The sequence below is a fragment of the Paenibacillus sp. YAE3 genome, from assembly GCF_057546105.1.
In genome coordinates this window covers 111,054-132,873 of the sequence record NZ_BAAIYF010000009.1, presented here as the reverse complement: position 1 = coordinate 132,873, position 21,820 = coordinate 111,054, and the positions used below count along the sequence as shown (strand labels likewise).

Annotated in this window: 24 protein-coding genes and 1 pseudogene; 4 read left to right on the top strand and 21 right to left on the bottom strand. The window is 54.0% G+C overall.

Annotated elements, in window-relative coordinates; all coding sequences use genetic code 11:
- Positions 1-67: 67 nt before the first annotated feature.
- Entirely contained in the window at positions 68-1,444 is a 1,377-nt protein-coding gene (locus AC27KL_RS18435) for an MFS transporter (protein WP_487170596.1), read from the top strand.
- A 114-nt stretch (positions 1,445-1,558) separates the two neighbouring features.
- On the opposite strand, the gene AC27KL_RS18430 is transcribed toward AC27KL_RS18435, so the two are convergent.
- The 7 genes from AC27KL_RS18430 to AC27KL_RS18400 all read right to left on the bottom strand — a co-directional run bounded on the left by AC27KL_RS18430 (position 1,559) and on the right by AC27KL_RS18400 (position 8,940).
- Positions 1,559-1,756, bottom strand: a complete 198-nt coding sequence (locus AC27KL_RS18430) for a DUF6199 family natural product biosynthesis protein (RefSeq protein ID WP_487170595.1) — start codon at positions 1,754-1,756, stop codon at positions 1,559-1,561.
- Between the two features lie 75 nt (positions 1,757-1,831).
- Complete coding sequence (locus tag AC27KL_RS18425) at positions 1,832-2,758, bottom strand: phosphatidylinositol-specific phospholipase C/glycerophosphodiester phosphodiesterase family protein (RefSeq protein WP_487170701.1); 927 nt, start codon at positions 2,756-2,758, stop codon at positions 1,832-1,834.
- A gap of 4 nt (positions 2,759-2,762) precedes the next feature.
- The gene (locus AC27KL_RS18420; RefSeq protein ID WP_487170594.1) at positions 2,763-3,041 is read right to left on the bottom strand and encodes a hypothetical protein; all 279 of its coding nucleotides are present in this window, start codon (positions 3,039-3,041) and stop codon (positions 2,763-2,765) included.
- 153 nt (positions 3,042-3,194) lie between these two features.
- Positions 3,195-3,620, bottom strand: coding sequence for a VOC family protein (locus AC27KL_RS18415; protein WP_339322242.1), 426 nt, complete (start codon positions 3,618-3,620; stop codon positions 3,195-3,197).
- Between the two features lie 108 nt (positions 3,621-3,728).
- Entirely contained in the window at positions 3,729-4,340 is a 612-nt protein-coding gene (locus AC27KL_RS18410) for a flavin reductase family protein (RefSeq protein WP_339325231.1), read from the bottom strand.
- The gene (locus AC27KL_RS18405; protein WP_487170593.1) at positions 4,340-5,296 is read right to left on the bottom strand and encodes a ring-cleaving dioxygenase; all 957 of its coding nucleotides are present in this window, start codon (positions 5,294-5,296) and stop codon (positions 4,340-4,342) included. Before AC27KL_RS18405 ends, AC27KL_RS18410 begins: the two co-directional genes overlap by 1 nt.
- Before the next feature lie 320 nt (positions 5,297-5,616).
- On the bottom strand, positions 5,617-8,940 hold the full coding sequence (locus AC27KL_RS18400) for a family 10 glycosylhydrolase (protein WP_487170592.1): 3,324 nt from the start codon (positions 8,938-8,940) through the stop codon (positions 5,617-5,619).
- 282 nt (positions 8,941-9,222) lie between these two features.
- Here AC27KL_RS18400 and AC27KL_RS18395 point away from each other — a divergent pair, with 282 nt between their 5' ends.
- Positions 9,223-9,828, top strand: coding sequence for a TetR/AcrR family transcriptional regulator (locus AC27KL_RS18395; protein ID WP_487170591.1), 606 nt, complete (start codon positions 9,223-9,225; stop codon positions 9,826-9,828).
- A 107-nt stretch (positions 9,829-9,935) separates the two neighbouring features.
- On the opposite strand, the gene AC27KL_RS18390 is transcribed toward AC27KL_RS18395, so the two are convergent.
- The 5 genes and pseudogenes from AC27KL_RS18390 to AC27KL_RS18370 all read right to left on the bottom strand — a co-directional run bounded on the left by AC27KL_RS18390 (position 9,936) and on the right by AC27KL_RS18370 (position 14,197).
- Positions 9,936-10,688: an SDR family NAD(P)-dependent oxidoreductase gene (locus AC27KL_RS18390; protein WP_487170590.1), complete on the bottom strand. Its 753-nt coding sequence runs from the start codon at positions 10,686-10,688 to the stop codon at positions 9,936-9,938.
- 287 nt (positions 10,689-10,975) lie between these two features.
- Positions 10,976-11,365, bottom strand: coding sequence for a YmaF family protein (locus AC27KL_RS18385; protein WP_487170589.1), 390 nt, complete (start codon positions 11,363-11,365; stop codon positions 10,976-10,978).
- Between the two features lie 248 nt (positions 11,366-11,613).
- The gene (locus tag AC27KL_RS18380; RefSeq protein WP_487170588.1) at positions 11,614-12,021 is read right to left on the bottom strand and encodes an exosporium protein C; all 408 of its coding nucleotides are present in this window, start codon (positions 12,019-12,021) and stop codon (positions 11,614-11,616) included.
- Between the two features lie 85 nt (positions 12,022-12,106).
- Positions 12,107-12,716, bottom strand: a pseudogene (locus AC27KL_RS18375) (UbiX family flavin prenyltransferase).
- Complete coding sequence (locus AC27KL_RS18370) at positions 12,713-14,197, bottom strand: UbiD family decarboxylase (protein WP_487170587.1); 1,485 nt, start codon at positions 14,195-14,197, stop codon at positions 12,713-12,715. Before AC27KL_RS18370 ends, AC27KL_RS18375 begins: the two are co-directional and overlap by 4 nt.
- Positions 14,198-14,325: 128 nt before the next feature.
- On the opposite strand from AC27KL_RS18370, the gene AC27KL_RS18365 reads away from it, so the two are divergent.
- Positions 14,326-15,240: a LysR family transcriptional regulator gene (locus AC27KL_RS18365; protein WP_487170586.1), complete on the top strand. Its 915-nt coding sequence runs from the start codon at positions 14,326-14,328 to the stop codon at positions 15,238-15,240.
- Positions 15,241-15,324: 84 nt separating this feature from the next.
- Here AC27KL_RS18365 and AC27KL_RS18360 read toward each other — a convergent pair whose 3' ends face one another.
- A complete protein-coding gene (locus tag AC27KL_RS18360; RefSeq protein ID WP_487170585.1) occupies positions 15,325-15,525 on the bottom strand; it encodes a YwbE family protein in 201 nt (66 codons plus the stop codon).
- A gap of 128 nt (positions 15,526-15,653) precedes the next feature.
- Between AC27KL_RS18360 and AC27KL_RS18355 the strand changes: the two genes are divergently transcribed.
- On the top strand, positions 15,654-15,881 hold the full coding sequence (locus tag AC27KL_RS18355; protein WP_036709159.1) for a hypothetical protein: 228 nt from the start codon (positions 15,654-15,656) through the stop codon (positions 15,879-15,881).
- Between the two features lie 54 nt (positions 15,882-15,935).
- Here AC27KL_RS18355 and AC27KL_RS18350 read toward each other — a convergent pair whose 3' ends face one another.
- The 8 genes from AC27KL_RS18350 to AC27KL_RS18315 all read right to left on the bottom strand — a co-directional run bounded on the left by AC27KL_RS18350 (position 15,936) and on the right by AC27KL_RS18315 (position 21,574).
- Positions 15,936-16,088, bottom strand: coding sequence for a hypothetical protein (locus AC27KL_RS18350; protein WP_212950249.1), 153 nt, complete (start codon positions 16,086-16,088; stop codon positions 15,936-15,938).
- A 247-nt stretch (positions 16,089-16,335) separates the two neighbouring features.
- Positions 16,336-17,955, bottom strand: a complete 1,620-nt coding sequence (groL, locus tag AC27KL_RS18345; protein WP_339322250.1) for a chaperonin GroEL — start codon at positions 17,953-17,955, stop codon at positions 16,336-16,338.
- Positions 17,956-18,014: 59 nt separating this feature from the next.
- Complete coding sequence (gene groES / locus AC27KL_RS18340; RefSeq protein ID WP_036709147.1) at positions 18,015-18,296, bottom strand: co-chaperone GroES; 282 nt, start codon at positions 18,294-18,296, stop codon at positions 18,015-18,017.
- Positions 18,297-18,678: 382 nt separating this feature from the next.
- The gene (gene tatC, locus AC27KL_RS18335; protein ID WP_487170584.1) at positions 18,679-19,455 is read right to left on the bottom strand and encodes a twin-arginine translocase subunit TatC; all 777 of its coding nucleotides are present in this window, start codon (positions 19,453-19,455) and stop codon (positions 18,679-18,681) included.
- Between the two features lie 86 nt (positions 19,456-19,541).
- The gene (locus tag AC27KL_RS18330; RefSeq protein WP_339325232.1) at positions 19,542-19,811 is read right to left on the bottom strand and encodes a twin-arginine translocase TatA/TatE family subunit; all 270 of its coding nucleotides are present in this window, start codon (positions 19,809-19,811) and stop codon (positions 19,542-19,544) included.
- 148 nt (positions 19,812-19,959) lie between these two features.
- A complete protein-coding gene (locus tag AC27KL_RS18325; protein ID WP_036709137.1) occupies positions 19,960-20,445 on the bottom strand; it encodes a MogA/MoaB family molybdenum cofactor biosynthesis protein in 486 nt (161 codons plus the stop codon).
- 27 nt (positions 20,446-20,472) lie between these two features.
- A complete protein-coding gene (gene moaC, locus AC27KL_RS18320) occupies positions 20,473-20,949 on the bottom strand; it encodes a cyclic pyranopterin monophosphate synthase MoaC (protein ID WP_036709134.1) in 477 nt (158 codons plus the stop codon).
- Positions 20,930-21,574 carry a 5-formyltetrahydrofolate cyclo-ligase gene (locus AC27KL_RS18315; RefSeq protein WP_487170700.1) on the bottom strand — a complete coding sequence of 215 codons (645 nt, stop codon included), beginning with the start codon at positions 21,572-21,574 and terminating at the stop codon, positions 20,930-20,932. The genes moaC and AC27KL_RS18315 overlap by 20 nt, the downstream gene beginning before the upstream one ends.
- Positions 21,575-21,820: the final 246 nt, after the last annotated feature.

Genomic DNA, 21,820 nt, shown 5'->3' with positions numbered 1-21,820 from the left:
AGTTTCAAGGGGTAAGAATACTGCCGCTGCCCACTCTGCTACCAAACCGGATGCGTCAAGGAAAGCCTTGGGCTGGAGCCTGGCGATCCTTGCGTTTGCCCAGTTGATCTACTCCCTGGACATTAATATCGTGTTCGTCGCGCTTCCCGAAGTGGGCCATGCGCTGGGCTTTTCGAAGCAATCCCTTCAGTGGGTGGTCAGCGCCTATACGATTTTTTGCGGCGGTTTCCTCCTTCTTGGCGGCCGCGCCTCGGACCGGCTCGGGCAAAAAAGGATGTTCGTCTCCGCGCTGCTTCTGTTTGCGCTGGCTTCTCTGCTCGGAGGGCTGGCTTGGAATCCACTCGTCATCATCATGGCCAGGGCGCTCCAAGGCATTGGAGCCGCGTTTCTTTTTCCGGCTACCTTGTCGCTCATCAATCGACTGTATGAAGAAGGCCCCCGGAGAAACCGTGCCCTCGCGGTGTGGGGCGGGGCCGGGGCCAGCGGGCTGACCCTCGGTTCCCTTCTCGGCGGGATTCTAACGAATGCCATCGGATGGGAAGCCGTTTTCTTCGTCAACGTGCTCTTCGCCGGCGGCGCAGCCCTTGCAGCCCTCTTCGTGATTCCGCGGGACTCCGCCCGATCGGGAAGAAACCGCTTCGATCTCCCCGGCGCGCTAACCTTTACCGCTGCCGCGACCCTTCTCGTTTATGTTCTCGTGCAGGGACCGGAGTCTGGATGGGGTTCGGTCAGCATTTTGGTATGCGCCGTCATGTCCCTTCTGTTGTTTCTCGCTTTTGTACGGATCGAAATCCGTACCGCGGATCCGCTCATGCCGCTGCATCTCCTTCGGAGACGCAGCCTTGTCACAGGCATGATCATAACCTTTCTTTACATGGGCACATTCGGCGCGATCCCTTATTTCCTGACGGTTCTGTTCCAGAATGTGCATCAATTCAACGCCCTGCAAACCGGTCTGGCATTTATCGTGCCTTCGCTTTCCATCGCCCTCGGAACCCAATGGGGCGAAAGGCTTGCCACCCGTTTCGGCATGCGCAGCACGCTCCTGAGCGGCTTCCTGATCGGCATTGCGGGTACTGCCCTCCTCCCGCTGGGGGCGGGTGTCGACTCCGGCTACCTGCTGATCGTTCCCGGCTTGATCATTTCCGGTGTCGGCCAGGGCGTCGTATGGACCGGCATGTGGATCGCCGCTTCCACCGGCGTGGCCCATTCGGAGCAAGGAGTAGCCTCGGGCATGGCCACAACCACGCTGAATATCGGCAACGCGATCGGGATGGCCTTCCTGATCTTCATCGCCAATTCCGGCATTGACGGGCAAACCGGCAGCGCGCTGCTGGCCGCGCAGGCTTCCGGTGTCCAAACCGCCTTGTATTTGGCCGCCGCAGGATTGATTGTCGGGGGAGTTGCCGCCTTGTTCCTTCCGCGAAAGAAAACAAATCCATGATGGACAAACGAAAGGCTGCCCATGGGCAGCCTTTCAAGAGGTATTAAAGCACGAGACCGCCTTCCGGCGCTAATTCTACGGGTTCTGCTTGTCGGTAGCCTCAGGGAATACTCCCTAGGTCCAAAAGATCTTCGCCAGCGCGCTGCCCAGACCTGCCAGAAGGAACAACGTTCCGCCAAACCGGGTCGCCCAGACATAACCCATGGAGGGTTCTTCATCACCGCTGTTTTTCCACCTTTCGGTTATTTTCCAGAACGTCGCGGGGCCGATCAGCATCACCAAACCTGCCAAGGTCAACAGGATCTCGATCATGGCGGTCGCGTACTCTCCTTCCATTTACCGGTTCATTCATCGAGCGGGCTTTTTCCTGCGGACCCGGCTGCCGATTTATGTACGTTTATCCGGCTTCGGCAAAGCGGCTTTGGCCGTTTTGGCCGCGCCTTGCTGAGCCTTTTTAGCAGCATACCGTCTTAAGTCCTCCGGCGTGACAAAATCGGTGTAAAATCCGTAAACGCCCTTCGCCTTATACTTGTCCATCGCTTCGGGGCTATTGATCGTATGGACGAAACTCCGCTTGCCCATCTGCTTCAGGCCGCTTAGAAATCCGGAGGTCGCCCGCCATTCGGGCATCGTGACGGCCGTAACTTTCGGACGGATTTTGACGTACTGCAACACTTTTTGGTTCGAATCGGCCGTCTGGTACAACGTATAAATGTAAGACTCGAACGGAAAGACGCGCTCGATGACCTCGTACATTTTTTCGTTATAAATTTGCGGGATGATCCGCTTCAATATATACGGGTCTTCATTCAGCAGCTCTACGATTTGATTGAACTGGGCGGTCACCGTATCCGGATCCGTGCTTTTCGTGTCGGTCACAAAATAGGCGTCCGGATACTCGTGCATAATATCGACGATATCGCCAAACGTCAGCAGATGGTATTGATCGAACATCGTTAACGACCTCATCCGGTCAAGCGGAAGCGGCCCTCCGGTCATGTCTGCCGAAACCGGTTGTCCAAGCGATTGAAAAGCATAAAGGGACCAGTCATGCCGCCCGACCAGGCAGCCGTCCGACGTAAACTGCAGATCGATTTCAAAGACGCGCTGTCCTTTTTCGTAATTCGTGACAAAAGCCTCGTAGGAATTGGTGTACGGCTTCTGGTCGATCCCGCCGAGCGCGTGGGCAACCAGCCGGTAATCCGTCCATCCGGCCGCGGACGCGGAAGAGCCCAGGGACAGCATGCAGGCGGCCAGCAGCGGGGGCAATGCGGCAAACCATTTTTTTATGTCAACCTCCAAGATTCTCGGCATCACGTTATTGCGGGGCACCCTTTTCAACGCTTACCGTTTTCGTTCTGGCCGGATCGTACACGTCCTTGTCGGTATAGGGGCTTTCCAATACGGCTTTCACATATTCCCCGATCCGGTATTCCTCCGCGTTTTTGACTTTCACTTCAAATCCGCTGACGTGCAGCATATTCCTGTCGGCATCGACGCTATCGATCCGGCCCTCGACTTCAAAACGATGAGGATGATGGCACCCGGCTGCCAGGACGCCGAGCAGGATCAACGAAACCAACCACGCGGCTTTCATGGACTTGTCGTTCCCTTCCCTAAAAAAGCCTTTTACATATAAAACAGTTTAGAGCGGAAAAGGTTGCGGGCATGCGCGGATTTTTCGGTGCCTTCAGCATTCGAACACACAACAAAAAGGACCGGCTGAGCCGGCCCTTTGCACAAGCTTTTTTTATCCTTCGGAACCTTCCCCGCTAAGCTGCCAGGTAATGCCGAATTTATCGCGAACCATGCCGTAGGACGGGCTCCAGAACGTTTCCTGCAGCTCCATGAGAACTTGTCCGCCGCCCGACAGTCCGTTATAAATCGATTGCAGGCGCTCCAAATCCTTCGTCATCAAAGCGATGGTCAATTGGTCCCCCTGCTTGTAAGGGTTCCCTGGAAACGTGTCGGAGAACAGCAGCATCTGACCGTCGAATTCAAGCGCGGCATGCAGGACGCGGTCCTTCGCTTCCTCGGGCACCGGATGGCCGAGATCCGGCTGATCGCCAAAACGTTGAACGCCTAAGTTGTTGGCGCCCAGCACCTTTTCATAAAATGATACCGCTTCGGCGCATTGTCCGTCCAATACGATATACGGCGCGACTTTTAAGCTCATATTCCTTGTCCTCCCTTATCATGATTCGTCTTTAACATGAGTTACCTTCCTCATTATATCCCGCTTTTTCCGCGAAGATAAGGCGAACAGACAAGCATTTGCAAAAAATCACTTCGGCCGTTCCAAAGAAAACGTCTCTCCCAGCTTCGCATAATCGCTGCCGGCCAAACGGCTGACAGGCCTTAAGACATCCGCCAGGATCCGGCCGCGATCCAGCACGACGTCATCGACATGAAAGCGGACGACGCGCCCGATCAGCAGATCCGCAGCCGGGGAATCCGGCGTCCCTCCCAGCGGTATGGCCCGTTCAAGCACGCACTCCATGCGTATTTTCGCTTCGGCAATGCCCGGGACGCTTACGCTTTCGCTCGGAACCGCCGTCAGTCCGGCAAGCTCCAGCTCGCTTTCGTTCGGCGGCAGGCTCGCCGCGGTAACGTTGAGCTTCTCTACCGAACATTCATCCCCGATATGCACCACAAACTCGCCTTCGCGAATCGCATGGCTTGCCGTATCTTTCGGGATGCCTTGCTTTCTCTGAACCGACACGGATATCATAGGCGGATCGGCCGTCACGATGTTGAAGTAACTGAACGGCGCCGCATTGACCTTGCCGTTGCCGGCAAGCGTCGTCACCCAAGCCACGGGTCTTGGAATGATGCTCCCGGTCAGCAGCTTGTAATTGTCGCGTTCGCTTTGGCTTAGCGGATCGACGGACACCATCATCGGCGTTCCACCCCCGGTATCTCGCGGACTTCAAACGGCGTCAGCTTGGCTTCGATTTCTTCCCGCCGCGGCTCAAACCATGCCGGCAGCATCAGTTTTTCGCCCAAACGGTCCGGTTCTTCGTCGCGCGCAAATCCCGGCGGATCGGTCGCAATTTCGAACTGGATGCCGCCTTCCTCGCGGAAATAGAGGGCGTTGAAGTATTGACGGTCGACAATCTCCGTTGTTTGGAAGCCATGCTCCAGCACATGCTCCCTCCACTCGGCGTGCTCCCGGTCGTCTTTCGCGCGCCAGGCGATATGATGCACCGTGCCCGCGCCGCCCGTTCCGCGCTCGACCGGATGGGCAAGGACGTCGACGGTATTGCCGAGCTCCCCGAACGACCGGAACCGGATGTATGCCCCATCCTGCCCGACTCTGTCGAGGCCCATCACATGCTGCAGCAGGTGGGACGTCCGTCCAGGATCCAGGCTGTACAAAACCGCGCCGCCGAAACCTTTAATCGCCCGCCCGGCAGGAATGCCGCCAAAGCTCCACGTGCTCAAAGGCCCGGCCTCCCGCTCCACGATTTCGAGCTGCAGTCCGTCCCCGTCCCGGAAAGCGAGGTACGTCTCCGAAAATCTCACCGTTTTCTCGTACGAAATGCCGTAAGCCGCCAATCTCTCTTCCCAGAAAGCAAGCGCTCCTCCGGCAGGAACGGCAAACGTCGTGACGCCAACCTGCCCGCCGCCGACGCGTCCTTGGCGGGAACGGGGCCATGGGAAAAACGTGATGATTGTACCCGGGGTACCTTGCTCATCCCCCAAATACAAGTGATACACCTCCGGCGCATCGAAATTGACGGTTTGCTTGACCAAACGCAGCCCCAGTACGCCTGCATAAAAATCGACCGTTTTCTGCGGATCCCTTACAAACGCGGTAATGTGGTGAATGCCTGCGGTTTTCATGTTCATCGTCCTCTCTAAAATCCAATTTTCTTAAAATTAAGATATGAGATCGAATACGTACTGTTAAAATCGTAAAATCAAGTTATTTATCTTGATATAAAGATATTATAAATTGAATTAGTTGTCAATACGTAAAACGAACCCGAGATCCAAACGACGGTGACGCAAAACCTCTCCGATTTTAATAGAAAAAACGGCCGGAGCTTTCGCTCCAGCCGCGTTTCCGTGTGCTTCATTCCAGCGGCTTTCCATCCACGGCACATTCGCGGGTATCCGGGTGCCGTTTCATCCGCCTGAAGGCGAATCCGCTTTGACTCGGCTACGGTTTACTTTACATGACCCGTACGCGTATTGCTCAGTTCGCTTTCATTGTGCAATCGGGTTACCGCCGTGACGGCATAAGTATACTCCTGGCCCGGAACGGCGCTGAGATCCGTAAACGTTTGCTTCACCCCATCGACTCTGCGCACGGTGGCGATCAGCTGCGAAGTATCGTCGGGATCGATGGAACCTTTGCCGGCGACGCGGTATATCGCGTAATAAGCAGGTTTTTGTTTCCCGTTGTCCTTCCAGTCGACTTCAATCGTGCCTTTTTTGCCTTTGACATTGAGCAGCTTCGGCGCGACCGGCGTTTCGTCCGGCAGCCACGGCATGGCGGGAATCAGCGCGGGACGGGAATACATCGCCGCGACGGCGTCCCTTACACCCAGCGGATTGGCAAGCAGATGGGACGTGCTGAACATGATATTGCCCGAAACGTCTCCGCCTTGATCGTTATTGTATCTTAGCTGCGTCGGCAGCTGATCGGGATTCGTCCAGTTGCTTTCGCCGACCCGGTATGCCGCCTGGCCGATATATAACTGTACGGGATGTTTGCCGGAATTGTCGTTTTCCCCGTTGATTTCTTTGGTCCACCAATCGATCAGCTTTTCGTAAGCAGCCGCCGGATTTCCGAAATGCCAATAAATTTGCGGCGCCAGGTAATCCACCCAACCGTTTTTCATCCATGTTCTCGTATCGGCATACAAGTCGTCGTAATTTTGCAGGCCGTTCGTGTCCGATCCGGTCGGGTCCGTGCCTTTATTGCGCCAGATGCCGAACGGGCTGATGCCGAATTTGACGTAACCTTTTGCGCTCTTGATGGCCGTGTGCAGTCCTTCGACAATGCGGTTGACGTTGTCCCTGCGCCAGTCGGCCAAAGACAGGGTGCCTCCGCCGTTTTTGTAGTCGCTAAACTGCTTGCTGTCGTCAAAAGGCTCGCTTCCCGGATACGGATAAAAATAATCATCCATATGGATGCCGTCGACGTCGTATTTTTCGACGATTTCCCGGACTCCGCCAATGATGTATTCCTGCGCTTCAGGAACGGCGGGATTAAAGTACATCTTGCCGCCGTTTTTCACGACCCAGTCCGGATGGAGCCGGGCCGGATGGTTGGCCGCGAGCAGAGCGGGGTTGTCGTGCATGCTGATCCGGTACGGGTTGATCCACGCGTGGAATTCGAGATTCCGTTTATGCGCTTCTTCGATCATGAACTGGAGCGGGTCATACCCGTCGCTTGGCGCTTTGCCTTGCTCTCCCGTCAGCCAATGCGACCATGGGAAGTATTCGGACGGGAAAAAGGAATCGCTTGTCGGGCGGACCTGCACGAAAACCGCGTTGATTCCCGTTTGCTTCAACTCGTCGAGCAGCTTCACGAAATCCCGTCTCTGCTGCGCGGGATCAAACACGTTTTTGGTCGGCCAGTCGATGTTCTCCACCGTGGAAATCCATGCGCCGCGCAGCTCGCGCTTCGGATGGGCAGCCGGATTCGTGACGATCAGCAGCTGCTGGGCCTTTTTGCCGCCGACTTCGGCCGTAATCGTGGTCGTTCCCGGCGCCTTGGCCGTCATTTGGCCGGTTACCGGATCGATCGCCGCCACGCTTTCGTTCGTGCTGCCGAACGTGATCCCTTCCGTAATTTCCTTTTTGCCTTCGACCTTGTAATCCCCGTACACTTTGGCTGCAGGCGCTTCTTCTCCGATCGTCACGGAAAATACGTTTGCGATTTCGATGCTTTTCAGCTCCCCTGCCTTCACTTGAACCCTGTAGCTAGCTTCGTGTCCTTCGTATTTGGCGCTCACCTCGGTATCACCTACCTGCAAAGCATGAATCTGCCGCCCGGTGATTTCGGCGACGCTGCTGCCGGGTTCGACCTCGAACCTTGCTGCCGCCGACACATCGACCGGCTCTCCTCCGCCGTAAACGGCAAATGCCTTCAGATCCGCCGTCTCCGTCAGCACGAGCGAAAGCGGTCCTTCAATGAACAACCGGTCCGGCACGACGGGATCCGAAGATACGGCCAGCCGGTATACGGCATTGTATTGATTCAGGTACGTGGCCGTCAAAGCGGTTTCCCCTGGCGCCAGCGCACGGATCGTTCCGTTTGCGTCAATCGTTGCCACCGATTCGTCGCTGCTTGCGAACGTCACGCTGCCGCTTTCGGCCGGCTGCGGAGCCGCGTCGCCTTTACGGGTGACCAGGATGCCGGCCGACGCCGAATCCCCGGCTTTCAGCGGTTTGACTCCCGACCATTCCACGGCAAAAACATCCGTGTTTTCATACACGGCGCTGATTTGGTCCACATAGAGCGTTCCCGCGCTTTTAGTGCCGGTCTCCACCAAATAAATGTAGTTGAGCTTGACCGGATAACTTTCGGACGGAATGTTTGCCGTGACGTAACGCCAGCCGTTCAACACTTCGCTGCTGAGCGTAAAGTCAAGCGTAAACTGTTTTCCCAGACTGTCCTGCACCTGGCCGCGAATCCAATGTTTCTTATCTTCGCCGTACACCCAAAATCCGATTTTTTTCGGTTTGCCCGGAATATCGCGGCCGTCTTTTCCGTCGGGATTTTTGAATCGTATGTAAGCCGCGGAAGTGCCTTCGTTGTTCGTAAAATCGTATTCCAGCCGTCCTGCCGAAAGGCCGTACCGTACGGGAAACGGACGCTGCACCTGGTCCAGCGCGGCCGAGTTCGCCCTTACGGAAGTGACCCGGACGTCATCGATCTGTTCAAAATCCTCAAACACTTGGGACCATCCGGTTTCTGCCGTCGCCTGCGCCGGCGCCACGACGTTCACTTCCACCTCTGCGGCGAGGCCGTTGTACACCGCTTCGACGACGCCGTGCGCCGGCTGATTCCCCGCCGTGAGCGTCGAGCCGTCGAGAGTGCCGATGCCGGGTACGCTGTCCGTTTTGATGCTCCAAGCCACCTCCGACTGCGGGATGTCCGTTCCGGTTCCGTCCGCTCCGTATCCTTTCGCAACCAGGGCAACGGACGCATTCGTCTCAAGCGTCATCGGACCCGGTGAAATTTCGAGGCGCGCGGCCTCCATGTTTCGGTTATCGCCCGTATGTTCCTTCATGCCTCGTTCTCCCGTGCTATGTTCATTGACGGTGTTGGCAGAGGCAGCCCTGTCCTCGGCAAGGCCTTCTTCCGCGATGTTTCCTGCGGCAACGTTGTTTTCAATGACCTGATGCCCGGCTGTTTCCCCGTTGTCTGCTTCCCCGTGCACGGATGCCGGAACAGAGGTTATGAATGCGCTTACAATTAAACTTGCGGCAAGCATCCCGCAAAACGTTCTGCCAAACCATGATCCCTGGTGGTTCATCCTTGCTTTCTCCTCCCATAAGTGAAGTTTTCCAGCGAATGACAAGCGCCCGAATCCTTTTCGGCGATCCACCCCCGATCTATTTGAAAATATGTTTTAATTATATAGTGCATTATAAAATTTTACTACAAAAAATGATTTTAAAATTTGATGTTTTTTTCAAAGAAATATGTCGAGGAAATCCATTTCAAGAAACAACAATTCGAGTGAATTTGACGTTTTATTGACATGATGTTGATTAGTGTTGTTAAATAGAATGAAGCCATGCCATGGAGGTAGGACATGTCGAAAAAGCTGGATCCGCGCGTAGCCAGAACACGCCAAATGTTAAGGGACGCGCTTGTCGAATTGATTCATGAAGAAGGATACGAAAAAATTACCGTTCAGGACATCACGAAACGCGCAGGCTTGAACCGCGCCACATTTTACCTGCATTACCGCGACAAACTCGACCTGCTGAGCCAAAGCTGCGAGGAAATTTTGCATGACCTGGTTGAAAGCATGAACGCGTCTTTAGCGGGAACCGAGCCCTTTGATTTTATGAGCGGCCAACCCCACGATACGTTTATCCATCTGTTTGAGCAAATATCGTTCAACAGCCGTTTATATAAAGTGTTTTTGACCGAAAAAAACATGTCGCATTTCACTTCGCGCCTGATGGAGCTCATGATCGATTTTGTGGCCAGAGGGATGAAAAATTTGCAGCCCGATGACGAAAAGCTGGCCGTAAACCGGGATATTGCCGTAAGGTATTTTGCCGCCGCCTTTTTGGGGGTCATCACGTGGTGGCTTGAAAAAGACATGCCTTACACCCCGAAGTTCATGGCAACGCAGCTCATGCGGATCGGCACCCGCGGCCCGTACATCGAAGACCCGTTCGTCAAATAACCTGTGCAGGCTCCTTGAAGATCCTCACGACGCACTAAAGGCGATTCTTACTCCCATAGGGAATAAGGACCGCCTTTTTATGAAATGGTCGAATTGCCTCAAATCAATTAATGCGCCGTATATCCGCCATCAATGACAAGCTCGGAACCCGTTACGAAGGAAGACTCGTCCGACGCCAGGAATAATACGCCGTAAGCCACATCCTCCGCCTGCCCCCAACGAGGGAGAAGGGTTGCGGCTTTCAGCGGCGCGCTGTAATGATCGTCTGCCAAAATATCCTTGGTCATGGCCGTTTCGATGACGCCGGGATGCACGGAGTTCACGCGGATGTTTTCTCTCGAAAACTCGACCGCGGACGCCTTCGTAAAGAGACGGACAGCGCCTTTGGATGCCGGATAAGCATTGGCCGCTCCCGTACCCACGATGCCCGCCATGGAAGAAATGTTGATGATCGAGCCGCCGCCCGCTTTGCGCATTTCCGGCACCACCATTTGCGTTCCGAGGAATACGCTGGTCGCGTTGATGTCCATCACCTTTTTCCATTGGTCAAGCGTCGTATTCAGCAGCGGCGTTGCCGGCGCCACGCCCGCGTTGTTCACCAGAACGTCCACCTTTCCAAAAGCTTCGACCGTTTTGTCGATGACGTTTTTCCAATCTTCTTCGCTTACGACGTTATGTTTGACGGCGATCGCTTCGCCTCCCGCCGCTTTAATTTCGGCGACAACCGCTTGCAGCGCCTCCTCGTTGATATCCGTCGCTACCACCTTTGCCCCTTCTTTGGCAAACAGCTTGGCTTCGACGGCACCTTGTCCGGAAGCGGCTCCCGTAATAATCGCTACTTTTTCGTCCAAACGCCCCATATGTTTTTGCCTCCTTATCAGAATAAAAGCAACAACTCAAAAGAATCATAATGAACATTTCATTGACATCAAGTCGTTTTATCGACATCATGTCGCAATTCCATTATAGTAGCTCCAAATAAAATGGCAACCGACAGTTTCTTTGTTTCTGACGATTTATGGACACTTCGCAAAGGAATGTCGCAAATGCGATGAAAGTAATACATGTCGAAGGAAAATGTCGATTAGGCAGACGCACGAAAAAAGCCGGCATTTCGCCGGCCGCTTCACTTGATCGATTCCTTGTTTCAATATGGCGCTTCGTTCCCCGTTTTTCCCTGATACCGGTGCGCGTGCGGAATTCTCCCGTTTACGGTCGTATATCCTTCGAAAAGATGGTAATGTCCTCCTCCCGGCAGCGGAACCGCGGGTCCCGTCGTTCCTCTGATCACGTGCGCATGCTGATCGTCCACCGTCGTTTCCACGTAATAGTTATGGACATGCTGCACGCCGCTTGGAGCCGGGTCCGTTTTCCCCGCATAGCGGTGATAGTGCCCGACGTCGACGGACGTCTCCCCCGCAAACGGATGCACATGCATTCGGACCGGCCTCCCGTCCCAGGACGTAATATAAAGACTGTGCGAATGCCCTGAGCCGTCATCAGAGTGAACCATAAACCCCGTGATCGGAACCTCCATGAAACCACCCTCCACCTTAAAATTGACATGACAGCAGATGGGACAGCCTCCGTTCCGCATGCGCCGGAGATTGCCCGCATAATAAAGCTGAATACCCCAATATATGTCGATTGCTTGTTCCGGCATTCCATCTTTTCGAAAAGGAATTTTCCAGCCTGGCATCCTTTAGAAAAAAGAAAAAGGACCGTCCCCCCGCAGCTTTGCTGAGGGGACAATCCCTTGGTGGATAGGGTCTTTACGTTGACGGATTACGTCGTAATAAATCCGCTGAACGCGATCGGTCCGATGACCGTTGCGCTCGTTCCGGGCGTCAGGTTTTCAATCGAAAGCGTATAATCATGAACGCCTGGCGCTACGTTGGCGTCGGTGAATTGGACGGGAATGAGGTAATATCTCTCAAATCCTGCCTCGAAGCCTTGCCGAGCATAGTAGATGACATTCGTATCCCGGAAGATACGCACCAACACGCTTCCCGTCCCCGTATCTCCGCGGATGCCGACCACGGCTTTCAAATCCACGAAATTCGGAACGCCTGGAACCGTTAATTGGAAATGCGCAATCCCTACGCCTGCCGGAGTGATGGGGATCGGAATGGATGCACCGTCGGTCACCGGCGTCGGCACGCTTGCATTATAAGCGATCAGTTGCTGAGCCATTGCTCTATCAACTCCTTTCGAAAGATAGTTCATTCTATGTCGGAGTGATAGAGTTGGTATGGACAAGACAACCGATGCATTTATATCATTTTTTGCTAGAATCCTCCCGCTTTCCCTGCTCAGCGGTCTGGTTCCCCCGCTTCATTCCCTGCCATCGCTTCCGTCGACAGATGAATCCCCAGCTGATCCACCGTTCGGACCACAATGTGCGTGATCATATCATCCATGGTGGCCGGATGGTTATAAAACGCCGGCACGGGCGGCATAATCGTCGTTCCCATTCGGGATAACGCCAGCATATGTTCGAGATGGATATCGTTCAGCGGCGTTTCGCGCACCAGGAGGATCAGCTTTTTCCGCTCCTTCAAGATGACGTCCGCCGCCCGGGTCAGCAGATTGTCGCTTAAGCCCATTCGGATCGAAGCCAATGTCTTCATGCTGCACGGCGCCACGATCATTCCATCCACCTGAAACGAGCCGCTGGAAATGGCCGCCCCCAAATCCTTGTATCCGTAGACCGCATCCGCAAGCTTCTCCACTTCTTTGGACGTATAGGAGGTTTCATACTGAATGTTTGCCGCCGCCCAGGGCGAAATGACCGCGTGCGTTTCAACGCCGGCCTCTCTTAACGTTTGAAGCAATCGGATCCCAAAAATAGCCCCCGTCGCCCCGGACATCCCCACAATGATTTTCATTTTACGTTCCCGGCCTTTTCAAATATGTCCCGGACGCGTCTTTGTATTTCTTCCGGATAACCCGAAAACGAGGCTTGAAGCGGCGCATAGCCTGCAGGCCACTCATCCGAAGCCAGGCAGTTATATACGATCTTCGTCGTTGCGGCTTTCTTCTTCTCGCTCTGATCCAGGTAAGCCACAAGCGGCAATACAGGCTGATCCGGAAAAACAATGGCTTTGTCCGGATGGCTGCGGGTGGCCAAGGCCCATACCACCTGTTCGATCCGGCTTGGATCGATATCGTCGCCCACGACGATGACCTTCGGAATGTACGATCCTCCGCGGCAGGCAAACACCGCTTCGCCGATGCTTCGGGCCAGTTTGTTCCGATCGGCGTATTCCGCGGTGGAGTCTACCGTTACGACAAGCCAATGGACGGCAGATTCAAAGGGAATAAAACAGCGCCGAACAGGCAATCGACGTCGTCGCAGCTCATGTTGAATGCTTGCGGCGATCGCGACGCCCCAATTCGTGTGGTTCTCTTCCGGAGGCATGCCCGCTGCCACGACCGGCATGATCGGATCATGGCGGTGCGTCATCGCCGTCACATGGAAACACGGAACTTCCTTTTGGTGCCCCACCCAGGTATATCCTGCGTATTCCCCCATAGGGCCCTCGGGGACCGTTTCATCCAAAGACACAAAACCTTCGATGACGATTTCGCTGTTGGCCGGAACCGTCAGGTCATGGCTTTCGCAGCGGACGACGTCAAGCGGCTTACCGTACCATCCGCCTAACATTTCGGCCTCATGGGTACCGTCAGGCAGCGGATATCCCGCAATCATCGCGATTCCCGGGTCCACGCCGAGGCAAAGGGCATACGGCATCTGCTGCCCCAGCGCCTTCCATTGCCCGTATATTTTGCCGATATGCTGGGAGGGCACGATGACGCCGGCCATCGTCCGTTTGCCGTGCAGCATGACCCTGGTGATCGCCCAGTTGACCCAGGAACCGTCCGGGCTGCGTACGATCAAGATGCCGTATGTGTTAATGTAACGGCCGCCGTCGCCTACATGCAGGTACGGAACCGGAAGACTCGTCAAATCGATGTCATCCCCGAAAAGCTTATTTTCCTTGCAAGCCGCATCCTCCACTTCCTGCGGAGGCACCGGCGTCACTTCAGGAAGGCAGGACCATGCTTCGACCAGCTCCGTCATTCCCGTTTCCGCCGGAAGTCCCAGCGAAAGCGCGATTCGCAAAAATGGATGACGTTTACCCGGGCTCAGCCCTACCGGCGCTCCCAGCACCCGAAATCCGGAAGCATTGTCCTTGATGTTGCAAAATAGCGGCGCGGGGGACGGCAATTCATAGGCATACCGGATCATGGCCCCCATTTCCAAATTCCAATCCACTTCCTGGTCGACCGTGAACACATCTCCAAAACGTTTCAATGCATCGATATATTCCCGAAAACTCATATAAGATTTCTTGATGGCTTCCATCGGCTTAAACCTCCTGCGTACTCTAAAATAATCTGCATGAAAAGTTTACACCCGCCACTTTTTATATGTAAAATATATATTAATATTGGTTAACATATAAAAAATATATCGTTAGAAGAGGAAACGGCATGGATTTAAAAAAACTGTTATATTTCGTGACCATCGTCGAAGAAGGACAAATTACCCGTGCCGCGCAGCGGCTGCATATCGCCCAGCCCCCGCTCAGCCTCCAGCTTCGATCCTTAGAGGAAGAATTGGGCGTAACCTTGATCGACCGCGGGAACAAAAAGTTCGAAATCACCCCGACCGGGTGGACGTTGTACAAACGCGCGAAAGAGGTGCTGCATTCGATTGACGGCATGGTCGCGGAAATCCAGGAACAACATAAAGGGATGAGGGGCAAGCTTTCCATAGGCATGGTCATGTCCTGCGTTCCTTACTTGCCTTCCGTCATTAAACAGTTTCAGGAGGCCTATCCGCTGGTTTCCTTTCAGCTGTGGGAAGACGATTCTTACCGGGTAGAGGAGCTGCTGCAGAACAAGACGATTGAACTTGGCCTGGTTCGGCTTCCGCTGCAATCCGAGTTGGCCGCCCAAACCCCTGACGTAGCGATTCACCGTTTACAGACGGAACCGTTAGTGGCCGTCCCGCCGAGCGGCTGGGAACCGTTCCAGGCAAGCAGCGTTTCGTTGGCGGAGTTATGCCGCCATCCCCTGCTGATCCTGCGGGGTCAAGGAGACTACGGCGTGTACCACCGGTTTACGGATGCTTGCAAAATCGAAGGGACCGAACCGAATATCGTTTGCGAGAGCCCGGACGTGTCCACGCTGATGCTTCTCGCCGAATCCGGCATCGGCATCGCGGTCGTTCCCCGATCGGCTTTGCTGCTCCGGCGGGAGCCGGTTCCTTACGCCGAAATCGCTCCGCTGATCGCATCCGATACCGCCATCATTACTTTGAAGGACCCATATCTCTCTAAGGCGGCCCGAAATTTCAAGCAACTGCTCATTGAATCCATCGCGAGCAGCCGCTTCAACCGCTAGATATCCAAACCAGGCGCATCCAAAAAGACCTTCCGCATGAAGCTGCGAAAGGTCTTTCTTTAAGTTGCTTTTTTGGCCAGGGTCTTAAGACTCCAAAATATTCTGCACGCGCCCCACCGTTCCGTCGGTGAGCTTTACCTTGATCCCTCTGGGATGGTTGGGGGAATTCGTCAGCAGCCTTTGGACGACGCCCTGCGTGCGTTTGCCTGTGCGCTGGTCCTCTTTTTTGACGATTTCCACGGCCATTCCCGGTTTGATGTTCGCCCGGATCATATGCGGTTCCACGTTTATATCACTGCCCTCTCTGTCTCATATCAACCTGCGTAGTATTACCTTCCATCATAGCACAAATGCAATCGGTTGTTCATTTCGGGTACAATAGAGACAAATCGACTGATGGAGGCTTCATGGACATGGAAGAAGAACAAAAGCTGCAGGCCATTCCGGCCGAAGATGAACAAGGCAATTTCAAGCTGCTCGATGTCGGGCGCATTCTTTCGATATCATCCGAAATCGAAGGCGATGAGGACAGCGCCGCAATCTTTCATTACGAGGACGGCAAAACGTATAAATACGTTCACAGCGAAAAAGCCATGAAGCAATTCGGCGAATGGATTCAAAAAGGGGAAAACCGGATCTAAAACAAGCAAAGCCGCCATAATGGCGGCTTGATCATTTTAAAGCGACGAAAATACTTAACGCGGTTTCGAGTCCTTCGCCGCCAATAAAATCAAACGTCTGGACAAACTAAAGATAGAGGTGAGGAGGAGAAGCACTTGGGTTTGCAGCAAAATATGGTTGCCCCCCGGCTCTTCGCGTTGCGTCTTTTTTTTCTTCTTTTTTGCCATCGGTCCTGCACCTCGCTTCAGCCTTGAATGTTTCATTGCCGCCGCTCCCATCTTATTCAAAAGGGCATTTCGGTAACAGCCCAGATCCAAGGGCTGCCGTCTGTTTATTGTATGCAGATCCAATCGAAGCGTTGCCTGGACCGTGTACATTTCGAATTCGAATCGAAACGAACGCTCCCAAAAATGAAAAAGGCTCCCTTGCGGGAGCCTTTAAAACACTGATATTACAGGCTTTTGGGGCCTTTTATTACATCATGCCGCCCATGCCGCCCATGTCAGGCATAGCTGGTTTTTCCGGTTCAGGCTTGTCGGCGATGACCGCTTCGGTAGTCAGGAACATAGCCGCTACGGAAGCTGCGTTTTGCAGAGCGGAACGCGTTACTTTCGCAGGGTCGACGATACCGGCTTCGAACATGTTCACCCATTCGTCGGTAGCGGCGTTGTAACCTACGCCCACTTTTTCTTTTTTCAAGCGTTCCACGATGACGGAACCTTCTTGGCCTGCGTTAGCGGCAATCGTGCGGATTGGCTCTTCCAGAGCGCGAAGCACGATGTTGACGCCTGTTTTTTCGTCGCCGGTCACGTCAACGGCAGCCACAGCGTTGTATACGTTCACGAGGGCCGTACCGCCGCCGGAAACGATACCTTCTTCAACCGCAGCGCGGGTTGCGTTCAGGGCGTCTTCGATGCGCAGTTTGCGCTCTTTCAGTTCGGTTTCTGTTGCAGCGCCGACTTTGATGACTGCTACGCCGCCAGCCAGTTTAGCCAGACGTTCTTGCAGTTTTTCTTTGTCGAACTCGGAAGTGGTTTCTTCCAGCTGCGCACGGATTTGGTTCACGCGAGCGTTGATGTCGGCTTTGTCGCCGGCTCCGTCCACGATCGTCGTGTTTTCTTTCGTTACGCGCACTTGACGTGCATTACCCAATTGCTCGATCGTAGCGCTCTTCAGGTCGAGACCGAGTTTTTCGGTGATCACTTGGCCGCCGGTCAGGGCAGCGATATCCTGCAGCATCGCTTCGCGGCGGTCGCCGAATCCAGGAGCTTTGACGGCAACGGCGTTGAACGTTCCGCGCAGTTTGTTTACGACCAGCATCGCTTGAGCTTCGCCTTCGATGTCTTCGGCGATGATTACAAGCGGTCTGGCTTGTTGAACGATTTTTTCAAGCAGCGGCAAGATTTCTTGCGTTGTGGAGATTTTTTTGTCCGTGATCAGGATGTATGGATTGTCGAGAACGGCTTCCATTTTGTCCGTGTCGGTGATCATGTATGGAGATACATAACCGCGGTCGAACTGCATACCTTCCACGACTTCCATTTCGGTGTTGAATCCGCGGGATTCTTCGACCGTGATGACGCCGTCCTTGCCCACTTTTTCCATCGCTTCGGCGATCAGTTTGCCCACTTCGTCGTCGGCAGCGGAGATTGCGGCAACTTGAGCGATTTTTTGGTTGTCGTTCACCGGAGTCGCGATGTTTTTCAGTTCGGTTACGGCCGCTTTCACCGCTTTGTCGATCCCTTTGCGAACGACCATAGGGTTAGCGCCTGCCGTTACGTTTTTCAGGCCTTCGCGGATCATCGCTTGAGCCAGAACCGTTGCAGTCGTCGTACCGTCGCCGGCAACGTCGTTCGTTTTGGTAGCTACTTCTTTAACGAGCTGGGCGCCCATGTTTTCAAAAGCGTCTTCCAGTTCGATTTCTTTTGCGATCGTCACGCCGTCATTGGTAATGAGCGGGCTTCCGAATTTTTTCTCGAGAACGACGTTGCGGCCTTTAGGTCCGAGCGTCACTTTTACGGCATTCGCCAAAGCGTCTACCCCACGCAGCATCGCGCGGCGCGCGTCTTCACTGAAACGGATATCTTTTGCCATGTTGATAAAAACCTCCCACAAATATATTGTTGTATTTCGATATTGCTATGTTCAGGCCGTTAGCCTACGATTGCATGAATGTCGCTTTCTTTCATAATCAGATATTCTTTACCTTCGTATTTGATTTCCGTTCCGGCATATTTGGAGAACAGAACGCGGTCGCCTTCTTTAACTTCCAAAGGAACGCGTACTCCGTCTTTCACCGCTCCGCCGCCGACAGCGATAATTTTGCCTTCTTGCGGCTTTTCTTTTGCGGAGTCCGGAAGGACAATCCCGAATGAAGTCGTTTCCTCTTGTGCGATCGGTTCTACCAATACGCGGTCACCTAAAGGTTTGATCATGAAAAATAGCCTCCTTGTTAATATGTTGTGTTTCTGTAACGGCGTTGTTGTCGGTATGTATTAGCACTCGACAACGTCTAGTGCTAACAACCACTTTTATGATACTCAACTTGAGCGCAGATTTCAAGTCCTCTGGATTGATTTTTCAAAGAAACCCGCACTTTTTCAAACCGCCTCCGGCAAGCTTGTCCAGAGCCTGTCCAAAGCGTTTTCAGGTCATACTCCATCATTCTATCCACCGGATTTGAAAATATGCCGGAAAGCGAAAACAACATTCAGAAAAAGACAGCCTCCGTTTCCAAAGATTCAAGAAACAAAAAAAGAGCCTGCTTCCCTTGCGGGGAAGAACGCTCTTTATGTTCCTGCGGATTTCGGCAATCGGTTATTCCGGGTCGCCTTCCTCCTGCTTGTACCGCGCTTCGATGGCTTCGTCGGCCGCAAGCTGCTTCCGGTAGACTACGGATGACAAATACACGCTGAATTCGTACAAAAGGAGCAGCGGAATCGTCACGAGAAAATCGGAGATCAAATCCGGCGGCGTGATGACCACGGCGATGAACACCAGCGCAAAATAGGACACCTTCCGCATCTTGCGCAGCCTGCGCGGGTTCAATATTCTCAGCTTGGTCAGAAACATCACGATCAGCGGCAGCTCAAACAGCAGGGCGATCGGCACCACCAGCGTAAACATGAAATTGAAATATTGGGAAATGCCGTACGTTTCGGTCAGTCCCATATTTTTGGTGATGTTCGTCGTAAAGCCCAGCGCCATCGGAAACACCACGTAATAACCAAAGGCAATGCCGGCCAAAAACAATATAAAGACGTACGGAACGTAACGCAGCGCGGCTTTGCGCTCGATTTCCCTAAGGCCGGGGCTGACAAACGCCCACAGCTGGTAGGCCGTAAACGGGATGGTCAGGACAAGCGCCACCACCATGGCTATTTTCATGTACATGCCGATGCCGTCCCAGAACGCAAATGCATGAAGCTGAAAATTCTTCGCCGAGTCCACGCTGACCAGATATTGGTAAATAGGGTTGGCGCAAACGAGGCCGATGACAAGGCCGAGCAAAAGAACGGCCAAAACGTAAATGATCCGCCTGCGCAGCTCCCCGAGATGTTCGACAATCGACATTTCTTCCTGTTTATCAGACATACGGTCACCGTCCTATCTCTTCTGCCTGCGGACAAAACAAAATCCCTCCCCGCACGGAAGGGATTCCAAAGTCCTCTTTCCTAAACCTATTCCGGAAGACGTTTGTTGTCTGTTGTGCTTTGGGAAGTTGCCGGAGCAGCCGCTTGCTCTTCGTTAGAAGCAGCAGCCAGCGGTTTGGCTTTTTCGTTTTTGCTTGAAGACTCGTCATCCTCTGCAATAATATCGCGGGCACCGTCTTTGAATTCCCGGAAAGTGCGTCCCACGGCTCGTCCGAGCTCAGGAAGCTTGTTCGGCCCGAATAACAGCAAGGCCAAAATCACCAGCAATATAATTCCCGGCACGCCAATACCGTTCAGCATTTCGAATTCTCCTCTCTGTCCTCTATCAATAAAACATCACGACGTCAAATTCGGACATAATTCTGCCACAAAGACATCATACCATAACTCAAATCTCAACAATATCAAATAAGTGTGACAATTTTGGAAATAGCATGCGGGAGGTTTACTGACGGAATTGCCCCGTCACCATCAGCAGCGCCTCCGGCAGCTGGTCCATGATCGCCGCCAAATTTTCATGCACGCCTTTCGGCGTTCCCGGCAAATTCACGATCAGCGTCCGGCCGCGAATGCCCACGATGCCTCTGAACAGCATGGCCGCCCGGTTCTTCTGCATGACCGTTGCCCGCATCGCTTCCGCCATGCCCGGCACTTCGCGTTCAATGACCCGTCTTGTCGCTTCCGGGGTGACGTCGCGGATGGCCAGTTCCGTTCCCCCCGTCGTCAGCACCAAATCCGCCTGAAAATAATCCGTGAGTTCAATGAGCGATGCGATAATCTCATCCTGTTCGTCGGGGACGATGCGGTACTCCACAATCTCCCCGCCGAGTTCCTCCTCCACCAGCTCCCGGATGACCTGGGCGCTAGTATCTTCGCGCTCACCTCTTGAGCCTTTGTCGCTTGCCGTCAAGATCGCCGTTTTCCACACCATAAGATCACCCCTCCTCCTGCTCATCCTTTATTCAGATTCCCGTACGTAATCGCCGCTTTTTCCGCCGGTTTTGGACTTCAGCATCGTCGGTCCGATCACCATATCCTTTTGCAGCGCTTTGCACATATCGTAGACGGTCAAGGCGGCTGCGGAAACGGCGGTCAACGCCTCCATTTCGACGCCGGTCCTGCCGGTTGTTTTCACGGTTCCTTCTATATATAACTCATCGATGCCGTTGTCGGAAAAATGGATGTCGATGCCCGTCAGCGGCAGCGGATGGCACATCGGAATCCAATCGGACGTTTTTTTGGCCGCCATCACGCCGGCGACGGAAGCGACCGCAAGCACGTCGCCCTTGCCGATTTTTCCTGCCTTAATGCGGGATAACGTTTCGGGCGCCATTTTGACCGCCGTTTGCGCGACCGCCGTGCGCGACGTGATGTCCTTGTCCGAAACGTCCACCATTTTGGCTCTGCCTTGTTCGTTAAAATGCGTCAGTTCCATCTTCAGCCTCCCCGTTCATTTTGCGTACACCTTGTTCCGTTATCAGAACCTGAAGACGCGCATCCGTCGTTTCCATCGGAACCTGCTCCACCACTTGCTCGCCGAAGCCGATGCCGGCCCATCTTGGACCGCGGCGCTTGCCCCCTGCCGAAAAACGTTCATGCAGCCTGTCGTAGTAGCCTCCTCCGTAACCCAGCCTTCCCCCGTTCAGGTCAAAAGCGAGTCCCGGCATGATCACCGCTTCGGGCACAAAGTCATCCGCTTCGGCCGGACGGCGCCGCGGATCGGGCTCCATGATGCCGTATGCGCCGGTTTTCAGCTCGTCCCACTGCTGCAGCAGGTGAATCGTCATCGAGCGGTCCTCCGGCAGGCATCGCGGCACATAAACGTCGATGCCCGCGCGCCATGCCGCTTCGACAAGCGGTTTCGTGTCCAGCTCGCTGCGGAACGGCACGTAAATGAGCATGCTCCGGATTTGCTCCCCGGTGAGCCAGGCGGCTGCGTGACCGCATGCGTGCCCCGACAAGCTTGCATGCCTCTCGGGCGGCAGGCTGCCGCGAATCCGGGACATGCGGGCGCGAAGCTGCGCTTTCAGCTGCCGCATCCTTTCCAGTTCCCCGTTCATCACGTCAACAGCTGCCTTCCTTATCCATTTTTCAGATGTTTGCAATTTCATTTCAATTTTCTGCGGCGCAAAGATCAAGATCGGCCATGGCACCATATATAGCATCGACACACCGCCATCGATCTACATTTGGCAGCCGCTTCAGCCGCTTGATGAACTTTGCGTCCATTTTGCTCTTAGTTTACCACTGTTGCTCCATTTTCGCCAAGATAACCCCGAAGTCCTGCCCTTATGTCGCGAATTCTT

Coding starts and splice junctions, on each gene's coding strand:
- AC27KL_RS18430 (WP_487170595.1), bottom strand. CDS start 1,756: ATGATCGAGATCCTGTTGACCTTGGCAGGTTTGGTGATGCTGATCGGC.
- AC27KL_RS18425 (WP_487170701.1), bottom strand. CDS start 2,758: ATGCCGAGAATCTTGGAGGTTGACATAAAAAAATGGTTTGCCGCATTG.
- AC27KL_RS18420 (WP_487170594.1), bottom strand. CDS start 3,041: ATGAAAGCCGCGTGGTTGGTTTCGTTGATCCTGCTCGGCGTCCTGGCA.
- AC27KL_RS18415 (WP_339322242.1), bottom strand. CDS start 3,620: ATGAGCTTAAAAGTCGCGCCGTATATCGTATTGGACGGACAATGCGCC.
- AC27KL_RS18410 (WP_339325231.1), bottom strand. CDS start 4,340: ATGGTGTCCGTCGATCCGCTAAGCCAAAGCGAACGCGACAATTACAAG.
- AC27KL_RS18405 (WP_487170593.1), bottom strand. CDS start 5,296: ATGAACATGAAAACCGCAGGCATTCACCACATTACCGCGTTTGTAAGG.
- AC27KL_RS18400 (WP_487170592.1), bottom strand. CDS start 8,940: ATGAACCACCAGGGATCATGGTTTGGCAGAACGTTTTGCGGGATGCTT.
- AC27KL_RS18395 (WP_487170591.1), top strand. CDS start 9,223: ATGTCGAAAAAGCTGGATCCGCGCGTAGCCAGAACACGCCAAATGTTA.
- AC27KL_RS18390 (WP_487170590.1), bottom strand. CDS start 10,688: ATGGGGCGTTTGGACGAAAAAGTAGCGATTATTACGGGAGCCGCTTCC.
- AC27KL_RS18385 (WP_487170589.1), bottom strand. CDS start 11,365: ATGGAGGTTCCGATCACGGGGTTTATGGTTCACTCTGATGACGGCTCA.
- AC27KL_RS18380 (WP_487170588.1), bottom strand. CDS start 12,021: ATGGCTCAGCAACTGATCGCTTATAATGCAAGCGTGCCGACGCCGGTG.
- AC27KL_RS18370 (WP_487170587.1), bottom strand. CDS start 14,197: ATGGAAGCCATCAAGAAATCTTATATGAGTTTTCGGGAATATATCGAT.
- AC27KL_RS18365 (WP_487170586.1), top strand. CDS start 14,326: ATGGATTTAAAAAAACTGTTATATTTCGTGACCATCGTCGAAGAAGGA.
- AC27KL_RS18355 (WP_036709159.1), top strand. CDS start 15,654: ATGGAAGAAGAACAAAAGCTGCAGGCCATTCCGGCCGAAGATGAACAA.
- AC27KL_RS18350 (WP_212950249.1), bottom strand. CDS start 16,088: ATGGCAAAAAAGAAGAAAAAAAAGACGCAACGCGAAGAGCCGGGGGGC.
- groL (WP_339322250.1), bottom strand. CDS start 17,955: ATGGCAAAAGATATCCGTTTCAGTGAAGACGCGCGCCGCGCGATGCTG.
- groES (WP_036709147.1), bottom strand. CDS start 18,296: ATGATCAAACCTTTAGGTGACCGCGTATTGGTAGAACCGATCGCACAA.
- tatC (WP_487170584.1), bottom strand. CDS start 19,455: ATGTCTGATAAACAGGAAGAAATGTCGATTGTCGAACATCTCGGGGAG.
- AC27KL_RS18325 (WP_036709137.1), bottom strand. CDS start 20,445: ATGGTGTGGAAAACGGCGATCTTGACGGCAAGCGACAAAGGCTCAAGA.
- moaC (WP_036709134.1), bottom strand. CDS start 20,949: ATGGAACTGACGCATTTTAACGAACAAGGCAGAGCCAAAATGGTGGAC.
- AC27KL_RS18315 (WP_487170700.1), bottom strand. CDS start 21,574: ATGAACGGGGAACTGGAAAGGATGCGGCAGCTGAAAGCGCAGCTTCGC.